Origin of the sequence: Paenibacillus alba (assembly GCF_013204855.1) — a bacterium.
GTDB lineage: Bacteria > Bacillota > Bacilli > Paenibacillales > NBRC-103111 > Paenibacillus_E > Paenibacillus_E alba.
Genome location: NZ_JABMKZ010000008.1, coordinates 85,944 through 105,720 on the forward strand (window position 1 = coordinate 85,944; position 19,777 = coordinate 105,720).

Consider the following 19,777-nt stretch of genomic DNA (forward strand, 5'->3'; position numbering starts at 1 on the left):
GGCGAACATGCAATTGAAAATGATTAAGGCTTTGTGGGGCATGGAAGGATCTTTGGAGGCACAGTTCGAGCGGATACACAAAGCCGGTTACAAAGGCGTAGAATCTCCCTTGCCAGCACCTGAACATGCCAAAAGATTTCAGGAATTGCTGGACGAGTATCAATTGGATTACATTGCAATGGTATTCTCAAATGCAGATAACCATGCGGGTTCTTTTGAGCGAAGTGTAGAACAAGCCGCCCAGTTCAAGCCGATCCTGATCAACTCGCACAGCGCGAAGGACTCGATGCCTTGGAAGGAGCAAGTCGATTATTTCACAAAAGCGATAGCTATCGAACAGCAGATTGGGCTTCCGATTGGACACGAGACACACCGGGGGCGCGCTATGTTTACCCCTTGGGGGACAGCTGAGCTGTTGAAGGAACTGCCCGATTTGCGCGTGACGGCAGATTTCAGCCATTGGTGCTGTGTGTGCGAATCACTCCTTGAGGATCAAGCCGCGAATCTTGCCGTTGTCATGGAACGGGTCATTCATATCCACGGCCGCATCGGTTATGCGCAGGGACCTCAGGTGCCACACCCCGCCGCCCCGGAATACGCTCAAGAGCTTCAAGTCCATGAGGGCTGGTGGCGGCAAATCGCCCAGCAGCATAGGGCTAAAGGTCATTCCCAAATCACCTTTACACCGGAATTCGGCCCGCCGGGCTATATGCATACGCTGCCTTTTACAAACCAACCAGTCGCTGATCTGTGGGATGTTTGTCTGTGGATGGCGAACCATATGAGCAAGAGGCAGGAAGAATGGTTCTCAAATTGAGGGTTTAGCAATGTATTGAAGGGGAAAAGCGCTCTATATCGGGTTGTTGCTCGATATGGAGCGCTTTTTGTCATTCAACAAAAACGGGGCGCCTAGTAGTCAGTTTTCACTGACTTTCTAGACGCCCCGTGGCGTTATTAATGAGCAATAATCCAGCGCTGATTGGCGTCGCCAGTATAATCCCACTGGACAGCCTGCCCGCCGTCAGATGTCGACCATCCCGACATATCCAAGTACTTGCCGCTGCCTCGGTTAATAATGTACGACGAATGACCTCTATCAACACCGGTTGGGACAATCTTCCACTCTTGGTTCAGCCCGCCATTATCCGGCCATTGAATCACATTGGCTCCATTTGATGTAGACGCTCCGCTGACATCCAATAAGTCTGCGCTATTCGCGTTTCTGATGTGATAGTATCCATTTCCCAAACTTTCCAAATACCACAATTGATCATTGGCCTCGGAACCCCAGGTAAAGGACCATTGTATAATATTCGCACCGTCCGCTTGTTTATCCCATCCACTGACTCCTAATATTTTACCGCTATTTATATTTGAAATGTGCTGAGGTAACGGATTAGCATGCGTCGTCTGAGTAAATGCAGCAGGCGCTGCGGATCCAATAAATACAAGTGCTAGAATCGCTATCAACCATTTCCTCATGAGTAACCGTTTCATAAGATAAGTTCACTCCTATCATTTTATTTTGCTAAATTGCCGACCTAACTCGTTCAAAAAATAGATTTAATGTGCTAGAAGACAGTTCATGGCTACTATCGCGCTTTTTGCGTAGGTAGGGTTTGCGATGATGATGTCACCTCCTTTTGTTTAGAAGTAATTAAAACCAGTTTCATAAATTCTCGTGATGGGGTTCTATTCCTATAGTTTGAAGGTACGCGCTCGCATGAATTTCATAGAAATAGATCTTGAAGGGGAATGATATACAAAAAAAGTAAAAAATTACTTTTAAAGTATATATTCTTTTTGATGGAAACGTCAAGGGTGTAGATTTTTTGTGCGCTTGACAGCAAATCGTTCTTCTGATGATGCAAACTGTTGCTAAAGGAATAGATTTGAAGATCATCGTATGGTTTACCACAATAACATGTTAGGTTTGTTTACCTATATCCCCAAATCCATGAACATTTTTGTCATGCGAGCAAGCAATACCCCAAAAATATCAATGAAAAGTGTAATCCCACTAGTGTAAGATAAAATAGAAATTAATACCAAATAAAGGATTTAAAGAGAAATGCGGAAATCCCCGAACCAAAATGTTTCATGATTTTTGTAGTCTGTTTCTAGTCGCCTGTTTATTTTCTTGCGGTCAATTTTCAATTTTAAGTATTGAAATTTAGTATCAAGAAATTGGAGGAAGATGATTATGAAGCATTCAATCGTTGTTCCGGTCAATCAGGATTTTAACATTCTGACTTTATTCACAGAATCCCTTATGAAGAGCATTGGTCCTTCGTCCCAAATTATTTTCATCAACGACGGTTCCGGTCAAAAGGTTCAAGAACTGTTGGAGCGGCTTCAGCGGGAAGCGCCTGCTGAGGTGAAAATCGAAATTATTCGCCATGACTATCCAAGAGGATGTGCGGTTTCAATTAACGAAGCATTGTCCACCGTAGAAGGTGACTACATTCATTTGCTTGATTCCGATATTATTCTTAATCCGAGATGGCAAGAACAGATGGAGGCAACGCTTAACAGCAGTCCTACGATAGGGATGGCTGGCGGGGTGCTGCTCTACCCGCAGACGGGAGGCATCCAGCACTGTGGCATTACTTTTGCGGATACGATTGGACGGCATTTGTTTCTGAATGCGACGCTGGAAGATATTCCCCAGGAAATATTTAATGTGCAGATGGTTGTATTTGCGATGTTCGCGATGAAGCGAGAAGTGTTTGAGAAAGTCGGTTATCTAGACGAGAAATTTTTCAACGGCTATGAAGATTTCGACTATCAGATGAGAGCGAAGGCGGCTGGTTATTCAACCGTTATTAATCCGGAGATTCGCGCTTATCACTGGGAAAGAAGCAGCGGCATTCATCGCAGCTTCAATCGGAAAAACAACTTGGCGAGGTTTTGGAAAAAGTGGGGAAATGATATATATAGCGACATTTGGGACTTTACGTTTTCAAATTTGAAAAGTCGGCTTTCGTCCAACAATTTAAAACACGGATTGTCCTTTACTGGTATTGACTTGGCTGAGGTGCGCAGCGATGCGGAGACGTTCTGGGATCAACTGCGAACATCAGGGTTAGTGTCATTGACGGATGTACACGATTACTCGAGCCGCTTTCAGTCCAATGGCTCGATCTGGCTCCCGCAAGTGCTCGGCAAGGAGCTGATTCATACTTCGTCAAGACTACTGTTTCTCGTTGACAATTTCACTCGGTTACTCGATAACCGGTATTGGATTGAGATTCGGCGCAATGCCTCGTCTGAGGATTTGATCGTTGATCTATATGGAAATGTCGTTATGATCAACCAAATCTATGAAAGCTGCTGGCCAGGAACGAAGGTTCGATAGTCAGGGGGGTGTAAGGATGAAAGAGACCATAGAGCAAATGAATTTTACTAGGAGCTTGGAGTGGCTGGAGCAAGCTTCTGTAATTATTCCCGGCGGCTGCAGCACGCTTGCCAAGAGTCCTGATCGGTTGTTTCCAGGTTATACGGCATTATGCTGCGCGGAAGCACAGGGTTCGCAATTTACGGATTTGGATGGACATGTGTGGCTAGATTGCGAAATGGCCATGGGGACAGTGCCCTGGGGGCATGCCCGAACAGAAGTGAATGACGCCATAATTAGGCAGCTGGCCAAAGGAACGAGCTTCTCGACTGCTTCAGACTTGGAGCTGGAAGCGGCTAAGTTGCTATTGAAGCGATTTGGAGGACGCTACAAGTCATTGAAGTTTGCGAAGGGCGGAGCAGATGTCGTTAGTGCCGCAGTACGTGCAGCCAGAGCCTATAGCGGCAAGTCGAAGGTTATTGCAACGGCTTATCATGGTTGGCATGATTGGTCCTCTTATGGGTATTACGGTCAAGAGGCCGCAGCTCTGGGAATACCTTCTAATATCCGTGACACGACAAGCTGGGTGAATAGCGGCGCAAATGCCATTATGGATTTGTTGGCCTCGGAAGCGGGCGATATGGCCTGTATCGTGTTATGTCCGAATGAGTGGGAGAAGGAAGAACTGAGAAAGGTTGTAACGGACTGCAACCATCGGAAGGTAACTGTCATTTTTGATGAAGTCACTTCAGGCATAAGAATGGGCAAGCAGGCAACGGCAGGTGAATTCGATATTTGGCCTGACATACTTTGCCTGTCCAAAGGAATGGCGAACGGACTGCCTTTGGCTGTCATTATGGGCGGCGATCCGTGGATGTCCTTGCTTGCAGACATCAAGTTCAGTTCTGCCCATGCCAGTGAAACGATTGCCTTCGCGGCACTTATTGCCTGCGAGAGATTGATGGAGCAGGCGCCGGTCTGGCCGAGCTGGCGAGACCATACCTCTTCCATGATGAAGCAGTTGAAAGAACTCATGGGGTCGCTCGAACTGCATGATCTCGAGCTGCAAGGGACATACGCAAGTTTTTGTATACGTCAGCCAAGCAATTCTCATTTTTATCTTGATCCGTTTCGTGAGTTTTTGGTCAAACATCTGGCGGCAGATGGGATTTTTAGCAAAGGTTATTTCGTATTCTCCGATTCCCATACGAAGGATGATCTTGATTTTGTCCAGAAGTCGATTGAGTCAGCATTGCGATTATGGAGCGAGGCTAATGAGTTTCTTGTGAATGATTAAAGGAGGAATGGATGATGAAGGCACTCGTATATACAGCTCCCAAAACTGTAGAGCTGATGGAGATGGATCAGCCGGAAATTCAATCAGCGACACAGGTGAAAGTGAAGATATATGGATCAGGCATTTGCGGTACGGACTTAAACGTAATTAAAGGGAAAATATTTGCCAATGCAGGAACGGTTATCGGACATGAAGGGGTGGGCACGGTGGTTGAGGTAGGCGAGCGGGTCAGGAGCGTTCGCGTAGGCGACCGCGTTATTGTTGATCCGACACAGGCTTGCGGCGTGTGCCACTTTTGCCGAATGAGTCAATTTTGCTACTGTGAGAATTTTGAAGAGCATCAGGTCGGAATGACGATTCATGGCACTTTTGCCGAATATTACGTCGGAGAAGAGAAGTATATGTACAAAATACCGGATACGATGAGCTGGGAAACGGCTATGCTGATCGAACCGCTCGGTTGTGTGCTGAATACGTTTCTTAAAGCAAATATTAAGCCTAGTGATGCGGTGCTAGTTCTAGGCTCCGGAGCAATCGGATCCTTGTGCCAACTTGTCAGTAAGCGTCTAGGCCGTTTGACGGTCGGGACTGAGCCGGACGATTACCGTCGCAGCTTTGCAAGCAAGATAGCCGACCATGTGTTCCATCCTGCGGAGATGTCGGTTGACTCGGTCTTGGCAGTGAACAATCACCGCAAGTTTGATATCGTCGTTGATGCGGTAGGCAATCAATTGCATATGGCGCTTGAATACATCGGTAAAGGCGGACGGATTATCCCAATGGGCTACAACGAGCAATATGAGGTCTCCATTCGCCCAACAGATTTCATTAACAACGGGGTGAACATCATCGGCCAGGTTGCCGTTCATCAAATCGTAGGCATGGCACTCCAATTCGCCCAAAGCATGCCTGAGCTTGAGCGGATGATCACGTCCAGAGTGGCGTTGGAGCACTATGAACAGGCATTCAACGAAACGATGGGTTACCACATGCGTACAGGCGAACCACGTCCCATGAGCTCTGTTAAAACCATTTTAGTATGTTAGGGTGAATGTATGAACTTTGCAAAGTTTCGGCAGCTGCCCGACAACCCTCGGTATTCCATCTGGCTGGAGCCGTTGTGGGCGATTCCTGGCACGATTGTTTTATTTTATGCCCCCTTGTATATGAAGGGGGCAGGCTTGAGCGACATTCAGATCGGTATCCTCAACTCGGTTAATTTGTACTTCTCCTTCATGTTTCAGATGTTTGCGGGAGCTGTTACGAATAAATGGGGCAGAAAACGAACAACACTTCTGTTCGACCTCATCTCTTGGAGTATCCCGATGTTTATTTGGGCATTTTCAAACAATTTTTGGCTGTTTCTCATTGCCTACTTATTGAACGCGAGTTCCAAAATCGTCACCGTTGCGTTCAACTTGCTGATCATAGAGGATGTAGATGAGAAGCAGCGATCTCTTGTATTTGCCATTATGAATATGATTATTATTTCAGCTGGCGTGCTGGCCCCTCTTGCAGGAGGGGTTATTCACAAATATGGGATTATGCCGACGATAAGCGTCGTTTATTTCATCGGCGGCATCAGTATGACCGTGCTGTTTGTCGTACGGAATTACTTGACCAAAGAGACTGAGGCAGGGAAAGTGATGATTCAGACGCATAGCGATACCCATATTGTTCGTGGAGTTATGCAAAGTTTTCGTTTATTTGGCCAATCGCTGCGCAATCGTCAGATGCTGCCGATTATATTAATAACGGTTATTTCCAATATCATCCTGCAGCTGAACTTTTTTCAGGTTATTTATTTGAAAGAGCAGCTTGGCTTTGGTGACAGGATGATCTCGTGGATTCCTTTCATTACGGCTGTAACGACAATACTCGTGTACAGTGCAGTCATGCCTCGATTGAAAGAACGAAATGAAGCGTCGTATGTGAAACTCTCGTTAGCTGTATGTGCGGTAGGGTCGTTGTTGTTTTTATTTATTCCTGTAGGCAGCGTACTCATGCTCATTATCGTCACAACCGTTCTTGCGGCAGGAACTTTTTTGCTCTTAACTTTCAGGGATTCCCTTCTCATGAACAAGCTTGGGCATTATGACAAAGCGGATTTATATTCATCCATCCAAGTCGTCATGTCGATTGTAGCGATTCCTTGGGGGTATATTTCCGGGCTCGTTTATAACTTTAAGCCTTCCTTGCTGTTCATTATCATATTTATCAGCTATGCTAGCTTACTTCTATTGGCTTACCCCATTGGCAAAGTGACCGGCAAGCGTGTAGAACAATCAGTAACGATGGGAGAATAACGATGATTTCAAATTTATTTGCAGAAGAAACAAGAAAGAAACTTGAATGGCTCAATACGCCAGAGCAATATAAGTTTACAGAGGATGGCAGACTGACTGTTGAAGCTCCGTCCAAATCTGATTTTTTTCAAGATCCGGCAGGTAGGCACTTTGCCGATTCTGCGCCGTTCTTGTATTGGCCTGCTGGAGATTCTTTTGAAATGACGACAAGGCTTCGTGTTGATATGCGGCATATCTATGATTCCGGTTGTTTAATGGTTATGCTGAACGAACGAAACTGGGCCAAGTTGTGCTTTGAATTCAATGGTCAACATGCGATCATCGTGTCTGTCGTTACGAAGGATGGCGTATCCGATGATTGCAATTCGGAGCGTGTAGTGGTGGAGAATCCTTACTTGCGCATTATTAAACAAAACGAATGTGTTGCTTTCTCGTATTCGCCAGATGGCGCCAATTGGACGCTCATTCGATACTTTGGCATGCAGAACTCCGAGGAATGCCTGGCGGGAGTAGTGGCGCAATCCCCGCAAGGCGCAGGCTGCTCGGTGGAATTCGAATATTTGGCATTTAAGGAAGCGCATAACGAGAGCCGATTTTAAGCTCTGCCTGAACGGGGGGATATGAAATGTTGAAAGCCGCTATTTTTGATTTTGATGGCTTGCTGCTAGATACAGAAACGCCGTGGTATCACGTCTTCAAAGAGGTGTATGTCTTGTGTGGCTTGGACTTGCCAATGGAGCTATGGGCGCGCCATGTCGGCTCTTCCTTAGATGCCTTTAATCCCTACGAATATTTGAAAGAGCATGTAGATGAGCCGATTGACCTTGTACAGATACAGTCTCATTTGGAAATGAGATATGAGCAGCGTATGGAAAATGCCCAGTTGAGACCAGGGGTATTGAAGCTTCTATATAAGGCGCGTGAGGTCGGTATGAAAATAGCCGTTGCATCAAGCTCGACTCATGACTGGGTGAGCGGTTATTTAAAATCGTTTGGGTTGATGTCGCTCTTCGACGAGGTAGTTACATCGGACGACGTGAAGAGAGTGAAGCCGGATCCCGAGTTGTACAAACTGGCGATGCACAAATTAGGGGTCAGCTCATTTGAAACGATTGCTTTTGAAGATTCCCCGAATGGCTTGAAGGCTGCCAATGCGGCAGGTATCCGATGCATTATCGTACCCAATGAGGTCACCAAAGAATTGGAATTCCCGCCTTATGAGAGACGGTTGAATTCCCTTCTGGAATTTGACCTCGATCAGTTCTTGTTCGAAAGCGGGCTGTCTGATCCGGCTTAAACACATTTCTCCGACGTTGTCGGAGATTGCTGGTATTGCGGTTATAAATGCGATTACAGCCGATCTCAAGCTGGTTAACCCGGGTAGGGGACGCCTTCAAATTTGTAAAGCGATTTTAGCGTCTCTACAGGAGGCTGTCCCCAAAGTTTCAATCTTGAAGCAGCCTTCCCCTATTCTGCAAATAAGAGTCTTTAGGAGCTCCTGATTGCGCGGAAAGTGGTGGTTTTCCATGAATAGAAGTCTTTTGCAACTCTTATCACCGGTAAAACACGCAAAACTCCTCTCACACGAAGCAATAAGAGCCTTTGGGAGCTCCTATTTGTGCAAAAAATGGCAGTTTTCCACGAATAGAAGTCCTTGGAGACTCTTATTAGGAGGAAAATCAGTCACAATCCCAAGATGTGAAAACAGAACAAGTTGAACGTTAAGTTGTAAGCAAAAAAGATCGCCAACCACCTATATCAGGAGGGATGGTGATCTTTTTGATGCCTTAGCTTCCAAAGTAAGCATTTTGATAAACGTAGGGACTTGATGGTTCCTTTTGCGTATCTATCGTTTTGGCTACGATTGTTAATACGTCTTTACCGTCAATATTGCGTTTTTCGATGGTGCCCAGAGCGACAGCGTACATATCGTTTTTCCATTGTTCGGGGCTATCGGTCTCTACCAGAATAGCAAGCGGCACAGAGTCTGCGACACAGCAGCGCATCGAGAATCTGCCCAAAGCGAATTGGTTTTTGTTCATGGTGTCGAGGCGGTAAACATAACCTGCAATTTGCACCTTTTTGCCGATAAATTGATCCTGATACAAGTCCATGGATGTCAGTGATTCAATGTAAAAATCGTCGTTAATTAGAATGAGGGGCTGGTTGATCATTCCCGCAGCCTGCTTGGCATAGGGTTTGGTGTATGCATTGAATGGAAAGGCCTGTCCAGCTGCCAGTTGTAACGCATCATTCGGAGCTTGGTTCTGAATGGCATCGACGTTATTAACGAGAATGCTCGAAGGAGTCAAATTCAGCCCTTTTTTAGCGGCCATTTGACTTCCCAGCACTGCATTGGGAAATGAAAACGCAAGCACAAGCGGAACGATCAAGGCCATATACATCATTATAATGCCTGGTTTCCAGTGATGGTGGCTGTGTGATGAGCAAGTACAAGCGAATGCCGCCGCTTTCTTTTTGGACGAGACATCACGTACCGCCAAATAAAGCTGATGCATAGCCAGCACGTACATGCCGACGGCAAGGCTTTTCACCCAGAGATTCATACTCGGTGCCACATAATAAATCAGTGCATCCGACCGGCTAATCTGGACAATAAAAATAACGAATGCAATTAAGACGGCAGCTCGAATCGTGCGATGCGCAAACACGGACCAAATATGCATAATTCCCTTGCCTCCATTCTATAAGTACGTATACAGTCGATCGAATGCGACCGATCCTAGCAGAACGACAACGGCTGAAATGATCATCACCGTCACGACGGTTTTGAGTCGGAATACTTTGAGCAGCATCAATGTGCTTTTGATATCCAGCATGGCGCCAAATACGAGAAAAGCAAGCACGGAGCCCAAGCTGAAGTCGGGAATGAACGTAGCGCCAACGAATGCATCTGCAGTGGAACAAATGGAAAGCACATAGGCAAGTCCCATCATAAACAAATGCGGAGTCCAATCCCCGTCGCTTAATGTAAGAAGCCATTTTTTGCTGACGATCGTTTGCAGCAAAGCTGTTACGGTAGCGCCTAGGACTAAAAATTTGCCTACATCAAACATTTCAATAGCAGCATGCTCCAACGTTTCATGCCATTTGTTGGTCCAAGCTGCTTTCGGTACCTTAGTGGGAAGTGGACGCTTGATGGTTTTCTTGCTTGAAACGACAGGTTCAAGACTGTTGTTCACCGGACTGCGGAGCGCAGAATCGCGAACTCCCCGAGCCGCCCACAACCCAATAAGAGCTGCTGCAGCGAAAGCCAGTACCATGCGGGAGACCGCCATCTGAGGCTGAGCCCGAAAAGCCACGAAAGTGGACGTAAACACGACTGGATTGATGATGGGTCCAGCCATCATAAACACGAGGCCGATATAAGGCGGCATGCCTTTGCGGATCAACCGGTGCACCACGGGGATGATTCCGCATTCGCAAAGCGGGAAGATGATGCCGAGCAAACAGCCGAAAAGGATGCCGGGAATCGTTTTCTTCGGTATCCATCGCTGTAGTGCCTGATCGCTTATGAATGTTTGCAGCAGGGCGGAAATGACGACGCCAAGCAATATAAAAGGAAACGACTCCAGTAAAATGCCGATAACCATGGTGCGAAAGTCGCTTAGAAAACTCATAAAGCCGCCCTCCTTTAGAAAATGTAACATTCCACGAAAGTGTCTTTCGTTTGTTTGTTGTGTGTTTGGTTTGATGTTACCATTGAAATGTTAGTCCTACAACAACTAATCATTAAGAAATTGTAAATATTATTGAAAAATTTAATGAATTGTAATGTTTATGTAAACTTACATAACAAAATTTAAGGGGTAAAGTCTTATTTTTTTAAAAAAATTAAAATAATCTATGAAAAACCCGAATTATGTCATGAATTATGACATTTAGATCATTGACACACCACCAAACACAACTTATAATTTGAGTATAAAAACAACCAAAAGAAACTAAAAACAATTTAAATTGTTTAAAAAATGTTGTTTTTATGTTTGTTTCTGTGCTAAAACGATGCGGGGGGGATCTTTGATCGAAGGTCGATCAGTGAAACAGCAATTAGCACCCAGAGAATGCAAAATGAACGTAGAGAGAAGAGCGTGTGATGTATCGGAAGGGACAAATTCTAACCAGGAGAGGAAGCGGAACAATGAAAAAATTAACTGGAAGTCTAATCGTTATTGCTACATTGGTATCTTTATTAACGGCATGCGGCCAATCTACAACCAGCAATGAGACAACATCCGGAGTTGCCGCAAGTCCAGCAGGAACTGGGAGTTTGGATACAACCAGTAAGGAATTGACCGTGTATACGGCGCTGGAAGACGATATTATCAAGAACTATCTGACTAGTTACAAAGCGAAGTATCCGGACATCAAACTTAACATTGTCCGAGATTCGACAGGTGTCATCACAGCCAAGCTGCTGGCCGAGAAAGATAATCCGCAAGCAGACGTTGTTTGGGGGGTAGCCGCAACAAGCCTGCTGGTGCTTGATCAGAATAATCAATTGGAGCCATATGCTCCGCAGGGGGTGGAACGTATACTTCCTGAATTTAAAGATAAAAATGTACCCGCGCATTGGGTAGGCATTGATGCTTGGGAAACAGCTTTCATTGTTAACAAAACAGAGATGGATAAACGTAAATTGCCTATTCCTGAATCTTATGCAGATTTAATTAAACCGGAATATAAAGGTCTCATTACGATGCCGAACCCATCTTCCTCAGGAACAGGCTTCCTGACCGTATCCGGACTCATTCAATTGGATGGCAAAGACAAAGCTTGGGACTACATGAACAAACTGCACGATAATATCGGCATGTATGTTCACTCCGGATCGAAACCTGCTAAATTGGCTGGCACCGGCGAGTACCCGATTGGTATTTCTTTCGGATATCGCGGGTTGCAAGAGAAAAAGAACGGTTCCCCGGTTGAAGTCGTATTTCCCAAAGAAGGCTCTGGATGGGACGTAGAAGCCAATGCACTCATCAAGAAGAAAACAATGAAACAAGCGTCACAGCAGTTCCTGGATTGGGCTATTACGGACGAAGCCATGCTGGAATACAACAAAAACTATGCGATCTTGGCTATCAAAACAGACGCTTCCAAACTTCCGGAAGGTTACAAAGTGGACCCGCTTAAACAATTAATCAAAAACGATTTGAATGAAACTGCAAAAAATCGTGAAAGTATTTTGGCTGAATGGGATAAACGTTACAACACGAAGAGCGAGCCAAAAAAATAGTCAAGCGAGTATCCGGAAGCGGCTGATTCCTGGCCCTGTCGCGGTTAGCAGCCGCTTCCTTCTTATTCTAAGTTCAAGGAGGCATCTTATGCCAGAAGCCTATTTATCCATTCAAGGTGTGAACAAAACATTTGATTCCTTTACAGCGCTTAGAGAAATAAATGTCGATATTCAAAAAAATGAGTTCATTTGCTTGCTTGGTCCAAGCGGCTGCGGCAAAACAACATTGCTGCGCATTATCGCGGGTCTTGAGAAACCGACGCGCGGGCGAGTAATGGTTGGAGGCAAGGACATTACGGCTTTGCCGCCATCCAAACGAAACTTCGGGATGGTCTTTCAATCCTACGCCTTATTTCCGAATTTAACCGCTAATCAGAATGTGGCCTACGGACTGCAAGGAAGAAAATTGTCGCAGAAGGAAATCGCCGATAAGGTAAGCGAAGCGCTGTCGCTGGTCGATCTGCTGCACTTGAAAGACCGCTTTCCTGCACAGCTTTCGGGCGGACAGCAGCAGCGGATTGCACTTGCCAGAGCATTCGTCTTATCACCAGATTTCCTTTTGCTTGATGAACCGCTATCGGCGCTGGATGCCAAAGTGAGGGCTAAGCTGCGCGAAGAAATTTGTAATTTGCAAAAGAAGCTGGGTATTACAACGATTATGGTTACCCATGATCAAGAAGAGGCTTTAACCATGGCCGATCGGATTGTTGTTATGAATAATGCTGAAATTATGCAAGTTGGATCTCCCCAGCAAGTGTATGATCAACCGGAGTCGCCATTTGTGGCTGATTTTATAGGGTCCATTAATTTCTTGGCTTATGGGACCCATAAAGGGAATGTTCCTCTTACCCATTTAGCTGTCAGGCCCGAGCACATTCGAATATCTTCTCCAGGTTCAGGCTTTCAAGCTGTCGTCAAGCATATGGAGTTCAGAGGTCCGTTCTATAGATTGCTTTTGCAGCCAATTCGCGAACTGAAGGAGATGATTGGCAATCAACTGCTCTCCGTGGATATATCCTCTGGGCATGCTCACAAACTTAACTTGATCAAGTTTGCCGAAGTTTCCGTTGAGTTTCCGCAAGATAAGGTGATTTCATTTAAGCCGGATGACGTGGTGACTGCGTGATGGAGAAGCAAACTTCTGGCTGGACACCGCCTGTTCACCGAAACTGGGGAGAACTCATCAATCTGCAAAATTTCCTTATCGCCGCGCTTGTTATTACGTTGTCCACAACGACATTAGTGCCGCTCTGCTTATTATTCAGTAAAGCTTTTTTCGACAAGAATGCTGAATTCATCGGGATATATAACTTCATCAAATATTTCACTACGCCTTCCTTGGCTCAATCGTTATGGAATACGATATGGGTTTCTCTGCTCTCGACCGTTATTGCCGTCACGCTGGCCTTCCTGTATGCGTATGGGATTAGCCGGACAACTATTCGCGGCAAAGCCTATTTGCACTATGTTGCGATGCTGCCGCTTTTTGAACCAACGATGATGCATGGCATCGCCCTGACGTATCTTTTTGGCAATCAAGGCATCGTGACAAAGGGATTTTTCGGATTATTGCCAAGCGGTATCAGCATACCGATTTACGGTCCTGTAGGCATCGTCATTTCCGAGGTGATTTATTTGTTTCCGCAAGCATTTCTCATTTTCATTACTGCGTTGTCCATCACAGATCAGCGCTTGTATGAAGCGGCGGAAACATTAGGCGCGAGCAAGACGAAAATGTTTCTCACAGTTACCCTGCCATCGGTCAAATATGGATTAATAAGCGCGATTTTCGTTTGCTTCACGGCCTGTTTTACAGATTTCGGGGCGCCGCAAGCGATCGGAGGCAAATTCAACGTATTGGCGACAGATATTTATAAGCAAGTCATCGGACAGCAAAATATGTCGATGGGCGCTACCGTTGGCATTTTGTTAACGATTCCCGCGATTATCGCCTTTGTGGTGGATCGAATGGTGGAACGAAAACAGCGGTCTATGCTTTCTTCCAAATCGACTCCCTATCGGATTAATGCAGGGAAAACCCGTGATACATTTTATCAACTATTCGGCTGGATCATTTCTATCGCAATTCTCATTCCATTAGTTACGATTGTCTGTGCTTCCTTGATCAAAGTTTGGCCTTATAATTTAAGTTTCAGTTTCAAACATTATGATTTCTCCCATGTAGCAGGTTCCGGACTTGACCCGTTCTGGACTAGTTTACAGGTATCGTTCTTTACAGCAATAATCGGAACATTCATCACCTTCTTATTCGCATATTTGATCGAGAAATCGCGTCATTTGAACGGCCTTAGGCAGATTGGCTATTTCCTGTCGGTACTGCCGCTTGCCCTGCCTGGTATGGTCATAGGTCTGGCCTACATTTTCTTCTTTAACAATCCGAACAATCCCTTGAATTGGATCTACGGAACGATGATCATCCTTGTGCTGGCTAATATTACTCACTTCTATGGCGTGCCTTTCATCACAGCAACGACGGCGCTGAAGAAACTGGATAAAGAATTCGAACTCGTTGCAGAGTCGATGCGCGTACCCTTCTACAAGACATTGCTGAAAGTTACGGTTCCGATGTGTTTGCCGGCAATTATTGAAATTGCCATGTACTTCTTCGTCAACTCGATGGTTACCGTTTCTGCCGTTGTGTTTCTGCGGTCTGCGGATTTGAACTTAGCTGCCGTAGCCTTGGTGAGCATGGAAGATGCAGGCGATGTCGCAGCGGCAGCAGCCATGGCGGTGCTCATTGTGATTACGAACATTATCGTAAGACTGCTGTACACCCTCCTTTCGAAGAATGTAAGAAAGAAAACAGATGCTTGGCAAGTTCGCAAATAGCCTTTGCTTTACTACTCATTTTGAAAGATGCACAAGGGGGTTGCCGTTCGTGTCATTAATCGGCGAAGAGCGTAAAGAGTATATCCTTAATCAGATCAATTCGGAAGGCAAAGTTACGACCAATGAGCTTGTGGAAGTACTCAGAGTATCTGCCGAGACCATACGCAGATATCTGGAGGATCTGGAAGAGGATAACAAGCTGAAGCGGGTCTACGGAGGTGCGGTGAAAATCAACCGTTCCCGGGAAGAGCCCTCGCATATGAACAGGGAAGTGCTGAATGCGGACGAAAAACGCAAAATAGGCAAAGCGGCTGCTGCACTCGTAGAGGATAATGAAGTGATTTTCATCGATGACGGCTCGACGACATTGCAGATGGTCGAACATTTGCTGGATAAGGAATATCTTACGATTTTGACCAACTCCATTCCTGCGCTTTTTGCACTCATTGATTATAAAAACAGAGATCTCTACTCTGGAGAAATAATTTTCATCGGGGGCAAAGTGAGTTCGCTGCAATCCCGAGTTGTTGGCTCATTGGCTGAGTCCATGGTGGAGCATTTTTATGCAGACAAAGCGTTTATCTCCATCGACGGTATGATGATCGACAAAGGGGTCACGTCGTTTGATGAAGAGCGCGGTCAACTAGCGAGGAAGATGATGGAGCACGCCAGAATGAACATTGTGGTTGCCGACCATTCCAAAATAGGTTTGGTGCAATTTTATAAAATGTCGGATTTGCAGGGAATCGATATCATTGTTAGTGGAGTTCCAGCACCGGATGATTGGAAAGCTGAATTAGAGCGTGTTTGTGCTCAGTGGATTGTATCCGAATAACAATATTTTATGAACTGTGAGAGGGATGGTTATGATGGCGAAAAATGTTGAAGGTCAAATTCAAGCCGTTATTTTTGATTGGGCAGGTACGATGGTTGATTTCGGGTGTTTCGCGCCTTTGGAAGTGTTTCTGCGGATTTTTGAGAAGCGGGGCATTGCCATTACCGCTGAAGAAGCGCGTGGGCCGATGGGGTTATTAAAGTGGGATCATATCCAAACGTTGTGCGGCATACCGCGAATCGCGCAGTTATGGAAGGACAAATTCGGGACTCTGCCGACAGATGCTGATGTGGATGACTTGTATGCTGATTTTGAGCCCATGCTTTTTGAAATTTTACCGCAGTACACGGATCCGATTCCTGGTGCTCTGGATTTGGTGAAGGAGCTGCGGGCAAGAGGGCTGAAAATAGGCTCAACAACCGGATATACAAGAGAAATGATGGATATTGTGAGTCGGGAAGCCAAACGGAAAGGATATGAGCCGGATTCCTTGGTGACTCCTTCTGAAGTGAGAGCGGGGAGACCTCATCCTTGGATGTGCTACATAAATGCCATGAATTTAGGCGTCTATCCGTTTAAGGCGATTGTCAAAGTTGGCGATACGATCAGCGATATTCAGGAAGGTGTCAATGCAGGCGCATGGAGTGTCGGTGTCGTGAAAGGCGGAAGCGAACTTGGCCTTACCGAGGAGGAAGTAAAAACGCTGCCAGCTGAAGAACTGAAAGAGAAAATGGCTGTCGTTGAGAAACGTTTCTTTCAAGCCGGAGCTCATTACGTAATCCCGACAATAGGCGATCTTGTGCATGTCATTGATGATATTAACGAGCGTATGACTGGAGGCAACGAATAGATGAACAGGGCGAAGGAGAGTACAACGATGAATATTGAGCTGATTGAAGACAATCCTTATTTACTTCTGACTCCCGGACCGCTTTCCACAAGTAAAAGGGTAAAAGCGGCCATGCTGAAAGACTGGTGTACATGGGATGATGACTATAATCGAATTGTCCAGGATATACGCGCGAGGCTTGTACAATTAGCAACCAAGGAGACTTCGCTATATAGCTCCGTTCTGATGCAAGGCAGCGGGTCATTTTGCGTAGAAGCTGTCGTCGGAAGCGTTATTCCGCAGAATGGCAAGATTCTCGTCATGGCCAATGGCGCCTATGGTCAGCGGATGGCTCATATGGCCAAAATGCTGAACATTCCGCTTGTCCTCTTGGATAACGGAGAGGTTGCTCCTCCGGATTTGAATCAATTGGAAATCATTTTGCAAGAAGATGCGAATATTACGCACGTAGCAGTTGTTCATTGTGAAACGACGACAGGCATGTTAAACCCGATTGAAGCGGTAGGTCGGATAGCTAAAAAATATAAAAAAACTTATATTGTGGATGCGATGAGCTCATTTGGCGGAATTCCGATGGATATGGCGGAACTGCAAATTGATTATCTGATCAGCAGCGCGAACAAGTGCATTCAAGGAGTTCCCGGATTCGGCTTTGTTATCGCCAAGATCGATGAGTTGACAAAGTGTGCAGGCTGGGCCCGCTCGCATTCCCTCGATTTGTTCGATCAATGGGACAAAATGGAGCATTATAACGGCAAATGGCGGTTCACCTCTCCAACTCATGTCGTCCGTGCATTCTATGAAGCTCTGAAAGAGCTGGCAGATGAAGGTGGCGTTATTGCTAGGTACAATCGATACAAAACAAGCCAGCGAGCACTTGTCAAAGGAATGAAAATGCTCGGTTTCGAGACGCTGCTGCCGGAGCAACTGCAATCGCCGATCATCACATCCTTCTTATATCCGGAAAGCGAAGCTTTCCAGTTCCAGACTTTATATGAGAAATTGAAGCGCAGAGGCTTTGTGATCTATCCGGGGAAAATTACGAATGCGAATACGTTTCGGATTGGCAACATCGGAGAAGTACAGGTAGACGATATGATTCGTCTTGTAGATGCGATACAGCAAGAAAAGTTTTGGACATAACCAAGGGGGATGAATGAGCATGATTATTGGCGTACCCAAAGAAATTAAAAACAATGAGAATCGAGTTGGCATTACACCTGCGGGTGTTGCCACTTTTAAACAGTATGGGCATGAGGTTTGGATTGAAGCGGGCGCTGGTTGGGGAAGCGGTTTCGTAAACGAAGATTATATCGCAGCAGGTGCGAAAATAGTCCCCTTTGCAGCGGAAGCTTGGTCGGCTGAGATGGTTCTTAAAGTAAAGGAACCGCTTGAAGACGAGTACGTGTATTTTCGGGAAGGATTAATTCTGTTTACTTATTTGCATCTTGCCGCAGAATCCGAATTGACCCGTGCGTTAACGGAAAAGAAAGTGATAGCCATCGCTTATGAAACGATTCAATTAAGCAATGGATCGCTTCCGCTCCTGACGCCGATGAGTGAAGTCGCCGGCCGGATGTCCATTCAAATCGGTGCCCAATTCCTCGAGAAGTCCAAAGGAGGAAAAGGGATTCTGCTTGGCGGTGTTCCGGGCGTAGCGCCAGCTGAAGTCGTCATTATCGGCGGCGGCGTGGTCGGAACGCAAGCGGCCAAAATGGCCATTGGCTTAGGTGCAAGCGTGACGCTGCTGGATGTTAATGCAGAGCGGCTGCGCCAGCTGGATGACCAATTTCAGGGACGTCTGCGCACGCTAATGTCGCATAGCAGCAATATTGCGGAGGCAGTTAAGAAAGCGGATCTGCTGATCGGCGCCGTCTTGATTCCGGGCAGCCGAGCACCGCGACTTGTGACTGAAGCTGTTGTGAAAACGATGAAACCTGGTTCGGTTATCGTGGATGTAGCTATTGATCAAGGCGGCTCGATTGAAACGATTGACCGGATTACAACGCACAGCAACCCAACATATGTGAAGCACGGCGTTGTGCATTATGCGGTTGCCAACATGCCTGGAGCGGTTGCACAGACATCAACAGTTGCATTAACGAACGTGACGATAGGCTATGGCTTGCAAATTGCCAATAAAGGCTATCGATTAGCGGGATTGCTGCATCCAGACTTGGCAAAAGGTTTTAACACAATTGAAGGCAAAGTCACGTATAAAGCAGTTGCTGAAGCGCAGGGGTATCCCTATGTTGAGATTGATAGCGTATTAAACGATCTGTCCGTTTCCGTATAAAAAGCCTCGCCTGCTGCCAGAAACGAGAGGAGAGGAGATGTGCGATGTTGATGTCTCACTTTGTTATCAAGCTAGGTATTGCTCTATTTCTTGGCATGCTGATTGGAATTGATCGACAGCTGAAGCATAAGCCTGTAGGCATGAAGACGAATATGGTCATTGCCGTTGCAAGCTGTTTGATTACGATGGTCTCCATCGAGTCAGTAAGCAAATTCTCCATTCCCGGCCACACCAATATGGATCCGATGCGGCTCGCTGCACAAATCGTAAGCGGCATCGGATTCTTGGGTGCAGGTGTTATTTTAAGAAAAAGCAATGATGAAATTTCCGGGTTGACGACAGCGTCTATGGTATGGTCGGCCTCTGCGCTAGGCATATCAACGGGGGCTGGGTACTATCTCCAGGCTTTTGTAGCCGTCATCTTTATTATTCTGTCCGTTAATTTGTTCCCCGTCCTGATTAAGTTAATCGGTCCCCGTTCACTCAAACAAAGATACTTGGAAGTGAAAATTGTTTTTCATGAAAGTCAGGATCCAAATCGAATCTTTCAAAAGTTGAAAGAATTAAAGCTGCAGGTGGAGCGCGTCAAAGTGAAAGATGTGGAAGGAAGCTCCAACCAGCTGGAATTGAAATTGCTAACATATGAAAAAGTGCAGGCAACGGATGTCTATGCCTCGCTGAAATCAGTTGAACATGTTTCTTATGTGGAAATTGAAAGCAGATAATTGAAAAAAATCCTCGGTATA

18 protein-coding genes are annotated in these 19,777 nt (G+C 45.9%); 15 read left to right on the forward strand and 3 right to left on the reverse strand.

The genetic code is table 11. The features are described from left to right. The first annotated feature begins 7 nt into the window (after window positions 1-7). A complete protein-coding gene (locus HQN90_RS13465) occupies window positions 8-817 on the forward strand; it encodes a sugar phosphate isomerase/epimerase family protein (RefSeq protein ID WP_173219047.1) in 810 nt (269 codons plus the stop codon). Between the two features lie 137 nt (window positions 818-954). Here the strand turns inward: HQN90_RS13465 and HQN90_RS13470 are convergent, their stop codons facing one another. After that, complete coding sequence (locus HQN90_RS13470; RefSeq protein WP_173219050.1) at window positions 955-1,497, reverse strand: RICIN domain-containing protein; 543 nt, start codon at window positions 1,495-1,497, stop codon at window positions 955-957. Between the two features lie 706 nt (window positions 1,498-2,203). Here HQN90_RS13470 and HQN90_RS13475 point away from each other — a divergent pair. Genes HQN90_RS13475 through HQN90_RS13500 form a run of 6 tightly spaced genes read left to right on the forward strand, consistent with a single transcriptional unit; the run spans window position 2,204 to window position 8,237 of the window. Beyond that, window positions 2,204-3,358 carry a glycosyltransferase family 2 protein gene (locus HQN90_RS13475; RefSeq protein WP_173219053.1) on the forward strand — a complete coding sequence of 385 codons (1,155 nt, stop codon included), beginning with the start codon at window positions 2,204-2,206 and terminating at the stop codon, window positions 3,356-3,358. Window positions 3,359-3,374: 16 nt separating this feature from the next. Continuing rightward, window positions 3,375-4,634: an aminotransferase class III-fold pyridoxal phosphate-dependent enzyme gene (locus tag HQN90_RS13480; RefSeq protein ID WP_173219056.1), complete on the forward strand. Its 1,260-nt coding sequence runs from the start codon at window positions 3,375-3,377 to the stop codon at window positions 4,632-4,634. Window positions 4,635-4,648: 14 nt separating this feature from the next. Continuing rightward, complete coding sequence (locus HQN90_RS13485) at window positions 4,649-5,680, forward strand: zinc-dependent alcohol dehydrogenase (RefSeq protein WP_173219348.1); 1,032 nt, start codon at window positions 4,649-4,651, stop codon at window positions 5,678-5,680. A 9-nt stretch (window positions 5,681-5,689) separates the two neighbouring features. Continuing rightward, window positions 5,690-6,940 (forward strand): MFS transporter, encoded by a 1,251-nt coding sequence (locus HQN90_RS13490; RefSeq protein ID WP_173219059.1) that lies wholly within the window; start codon window positions 5,690-5,692, stop codon window positions 6,938-6,940. Between the two features lie 2 nt (window positions 6,941-6,942). Further along, window positions 6,943-7,539, forward strand: a complete 597-nt coding sequence (locus HQN90_RS13495) for a DUF1349 domain-containing protein (protein WP_173219062.1) — start codon at window positions 6,943-6,945, stop codon at window positions 7,537-7,539. A 26-nt stretch (window positions 7,540-7,565) separates the two neighbouring features. Then, window positions 7,566-8,237: an HAD family hydrolase gene (locus HQN90_RS13500; RefSeq protein WP_173219065.1), complete on the forward strand. Its 672-nt coding sequence runs from the start codon at window positions 7,566-7,568 to the stop codon at window positions 8,235-8,237. Between the two features lie 490 nt (window positions 8,238-8,727). On the opposite strand, the gene HQN90_RS13505 is transcribed toward HQN90_RS13500, so the two are convergent. Further along, window positions 8,728-9,627, reverse strand: a complete 900-nt coding sequence (locus HQN90_RS13505; RefSeq protein WP_173219068.1) for a TIGR03943 family putative permease subunit — start codon at window positions 9,625-9,627, stop codon at window positions 8,728-8,730. A gap of 18 nt (window positions 9,628-9,645) precedes the next feature. Next, window positions 9,646-10,581, reverse strand: coding sequence for a permease (locus HQN90_RS13510; protein ID WP_173219071.1), 936 nt, complete (start codon window positions 10,579-10,581; stop codon window positions 9,646-9,648). Between the two features lie 521 nt (window positions 10,582-11,102). On the opposite strand from HQN90_RS13510, the gene HQN90_RS13515 reads away from it, so the two are divergent. From HQN90_RS13515 to HQN90_RS13550, 8 genes are all read left to right on the forward strand, one after another. Next, window positions 11,103-12,200, forward strand: coding sequence for a putative 2-aminoethylphosphonate ABC transporter substrate-binding protein (locus HQN90_RS13515; protein ID WP_173219074.1), 1,098 nt, complete (start codon window positions 11,103-11,105; stop codon window positions 12,198-12,200). 88 nt (window positions 12,201-12,288) lie between these two features. Further along, window positions 12,289-13,326, forward strand: a complete 1,038-nt coding sequence (locus HQN90_RS13520) for a putative 2-aminoethylphosphonate ABC transporter ATP-binding protein (protein WP_173219077.1) — start codon at window positions 12,289-12,291, stop codon at window positions 13,324-13,326. Continuing rightward, entirely contained in the window at window positions 13,326-15,050 is a 1,725-nt protein-coding gene (locus HQN90_RS13525) for a putative 2-aminoethylphosphonate ABC transporter permease subunit (RefSeq protein WP_173219080.1), read from the forward strand. Before HQN90_RS13520 ends, HQN90_RS13525 begins: the two co-directional genes overlap by 1 nt. Window positions 15,051-15,099: 49 nt before the next feature. Then, window positions 15,100-15,885: a DeoR family transcriptional regulator gene (locus HQN90_RS13530; protein ID WP_173219083.1), complete on the forward strand. Its 786-nt coding sequence runs from the start codon at window positions 15,100-15,102 to the stop codon at window positions 15,883-15,885. A 34-nt stretch (window positions 15,886-15,919) separates the two neighbouring features. Beyond that, window positions 15,920-16,735 (forward strand): phosphonoacetaldehyde hydrolase, encoded by an 816-nt coding sequence (gene phnX, locus HQN90_RS13535; protein ID WP_173219350.1) that lies wholly within the window; start codon window positions 15,920-15,922, stop codon window positions 16,733-16,735. A 27-nt stretch (window positions 16,736-16,762) separates the two neighbouring features. Next, window positions 16,763-17,878 carry a 2-aminoethylphosphonate--pyruvate transaminase gene (phnW, locus tag HQN90_RS13540; protein ID WP_216855312.1) on the forward strand — a complete coding sequence of 372 codons (1,116 nt, stop codon included), beginning with the start codon at window positions 16,763-16,765 and terminating at the stop codon, window positions 17,876-17,878. A gap of 19 nt (window positions 17,879-17,897) precedes the next feature. Beyond that, window positions 17,898-19,031: an alanine dehydrogenase gene (gene ald / locus HQN90_RS13545; protein WP_173219353.1), complete on the forward strand. Its 1,134-nt coding sequence runs from the start codon at window positions 17,898-17,900 to the stop codon at window positions 19,029-19,031. Between the two features lie 50 nt (window positions 19,032-19,081). Then, window positions 19,082-19,756: an MgtC/SapB family protein gene (locus HQN90_RS13550; RefSeq protein WP_173219356.1), complete on the forward strand. Its 675-nt coding sequence runs from the start codon at window positions 19,082-19,084 to the stop codon at window positions 19,754-19,756. The last annotated feature ends 21 nt before the right edge of the window (window positions 19,757-19,777 follow it).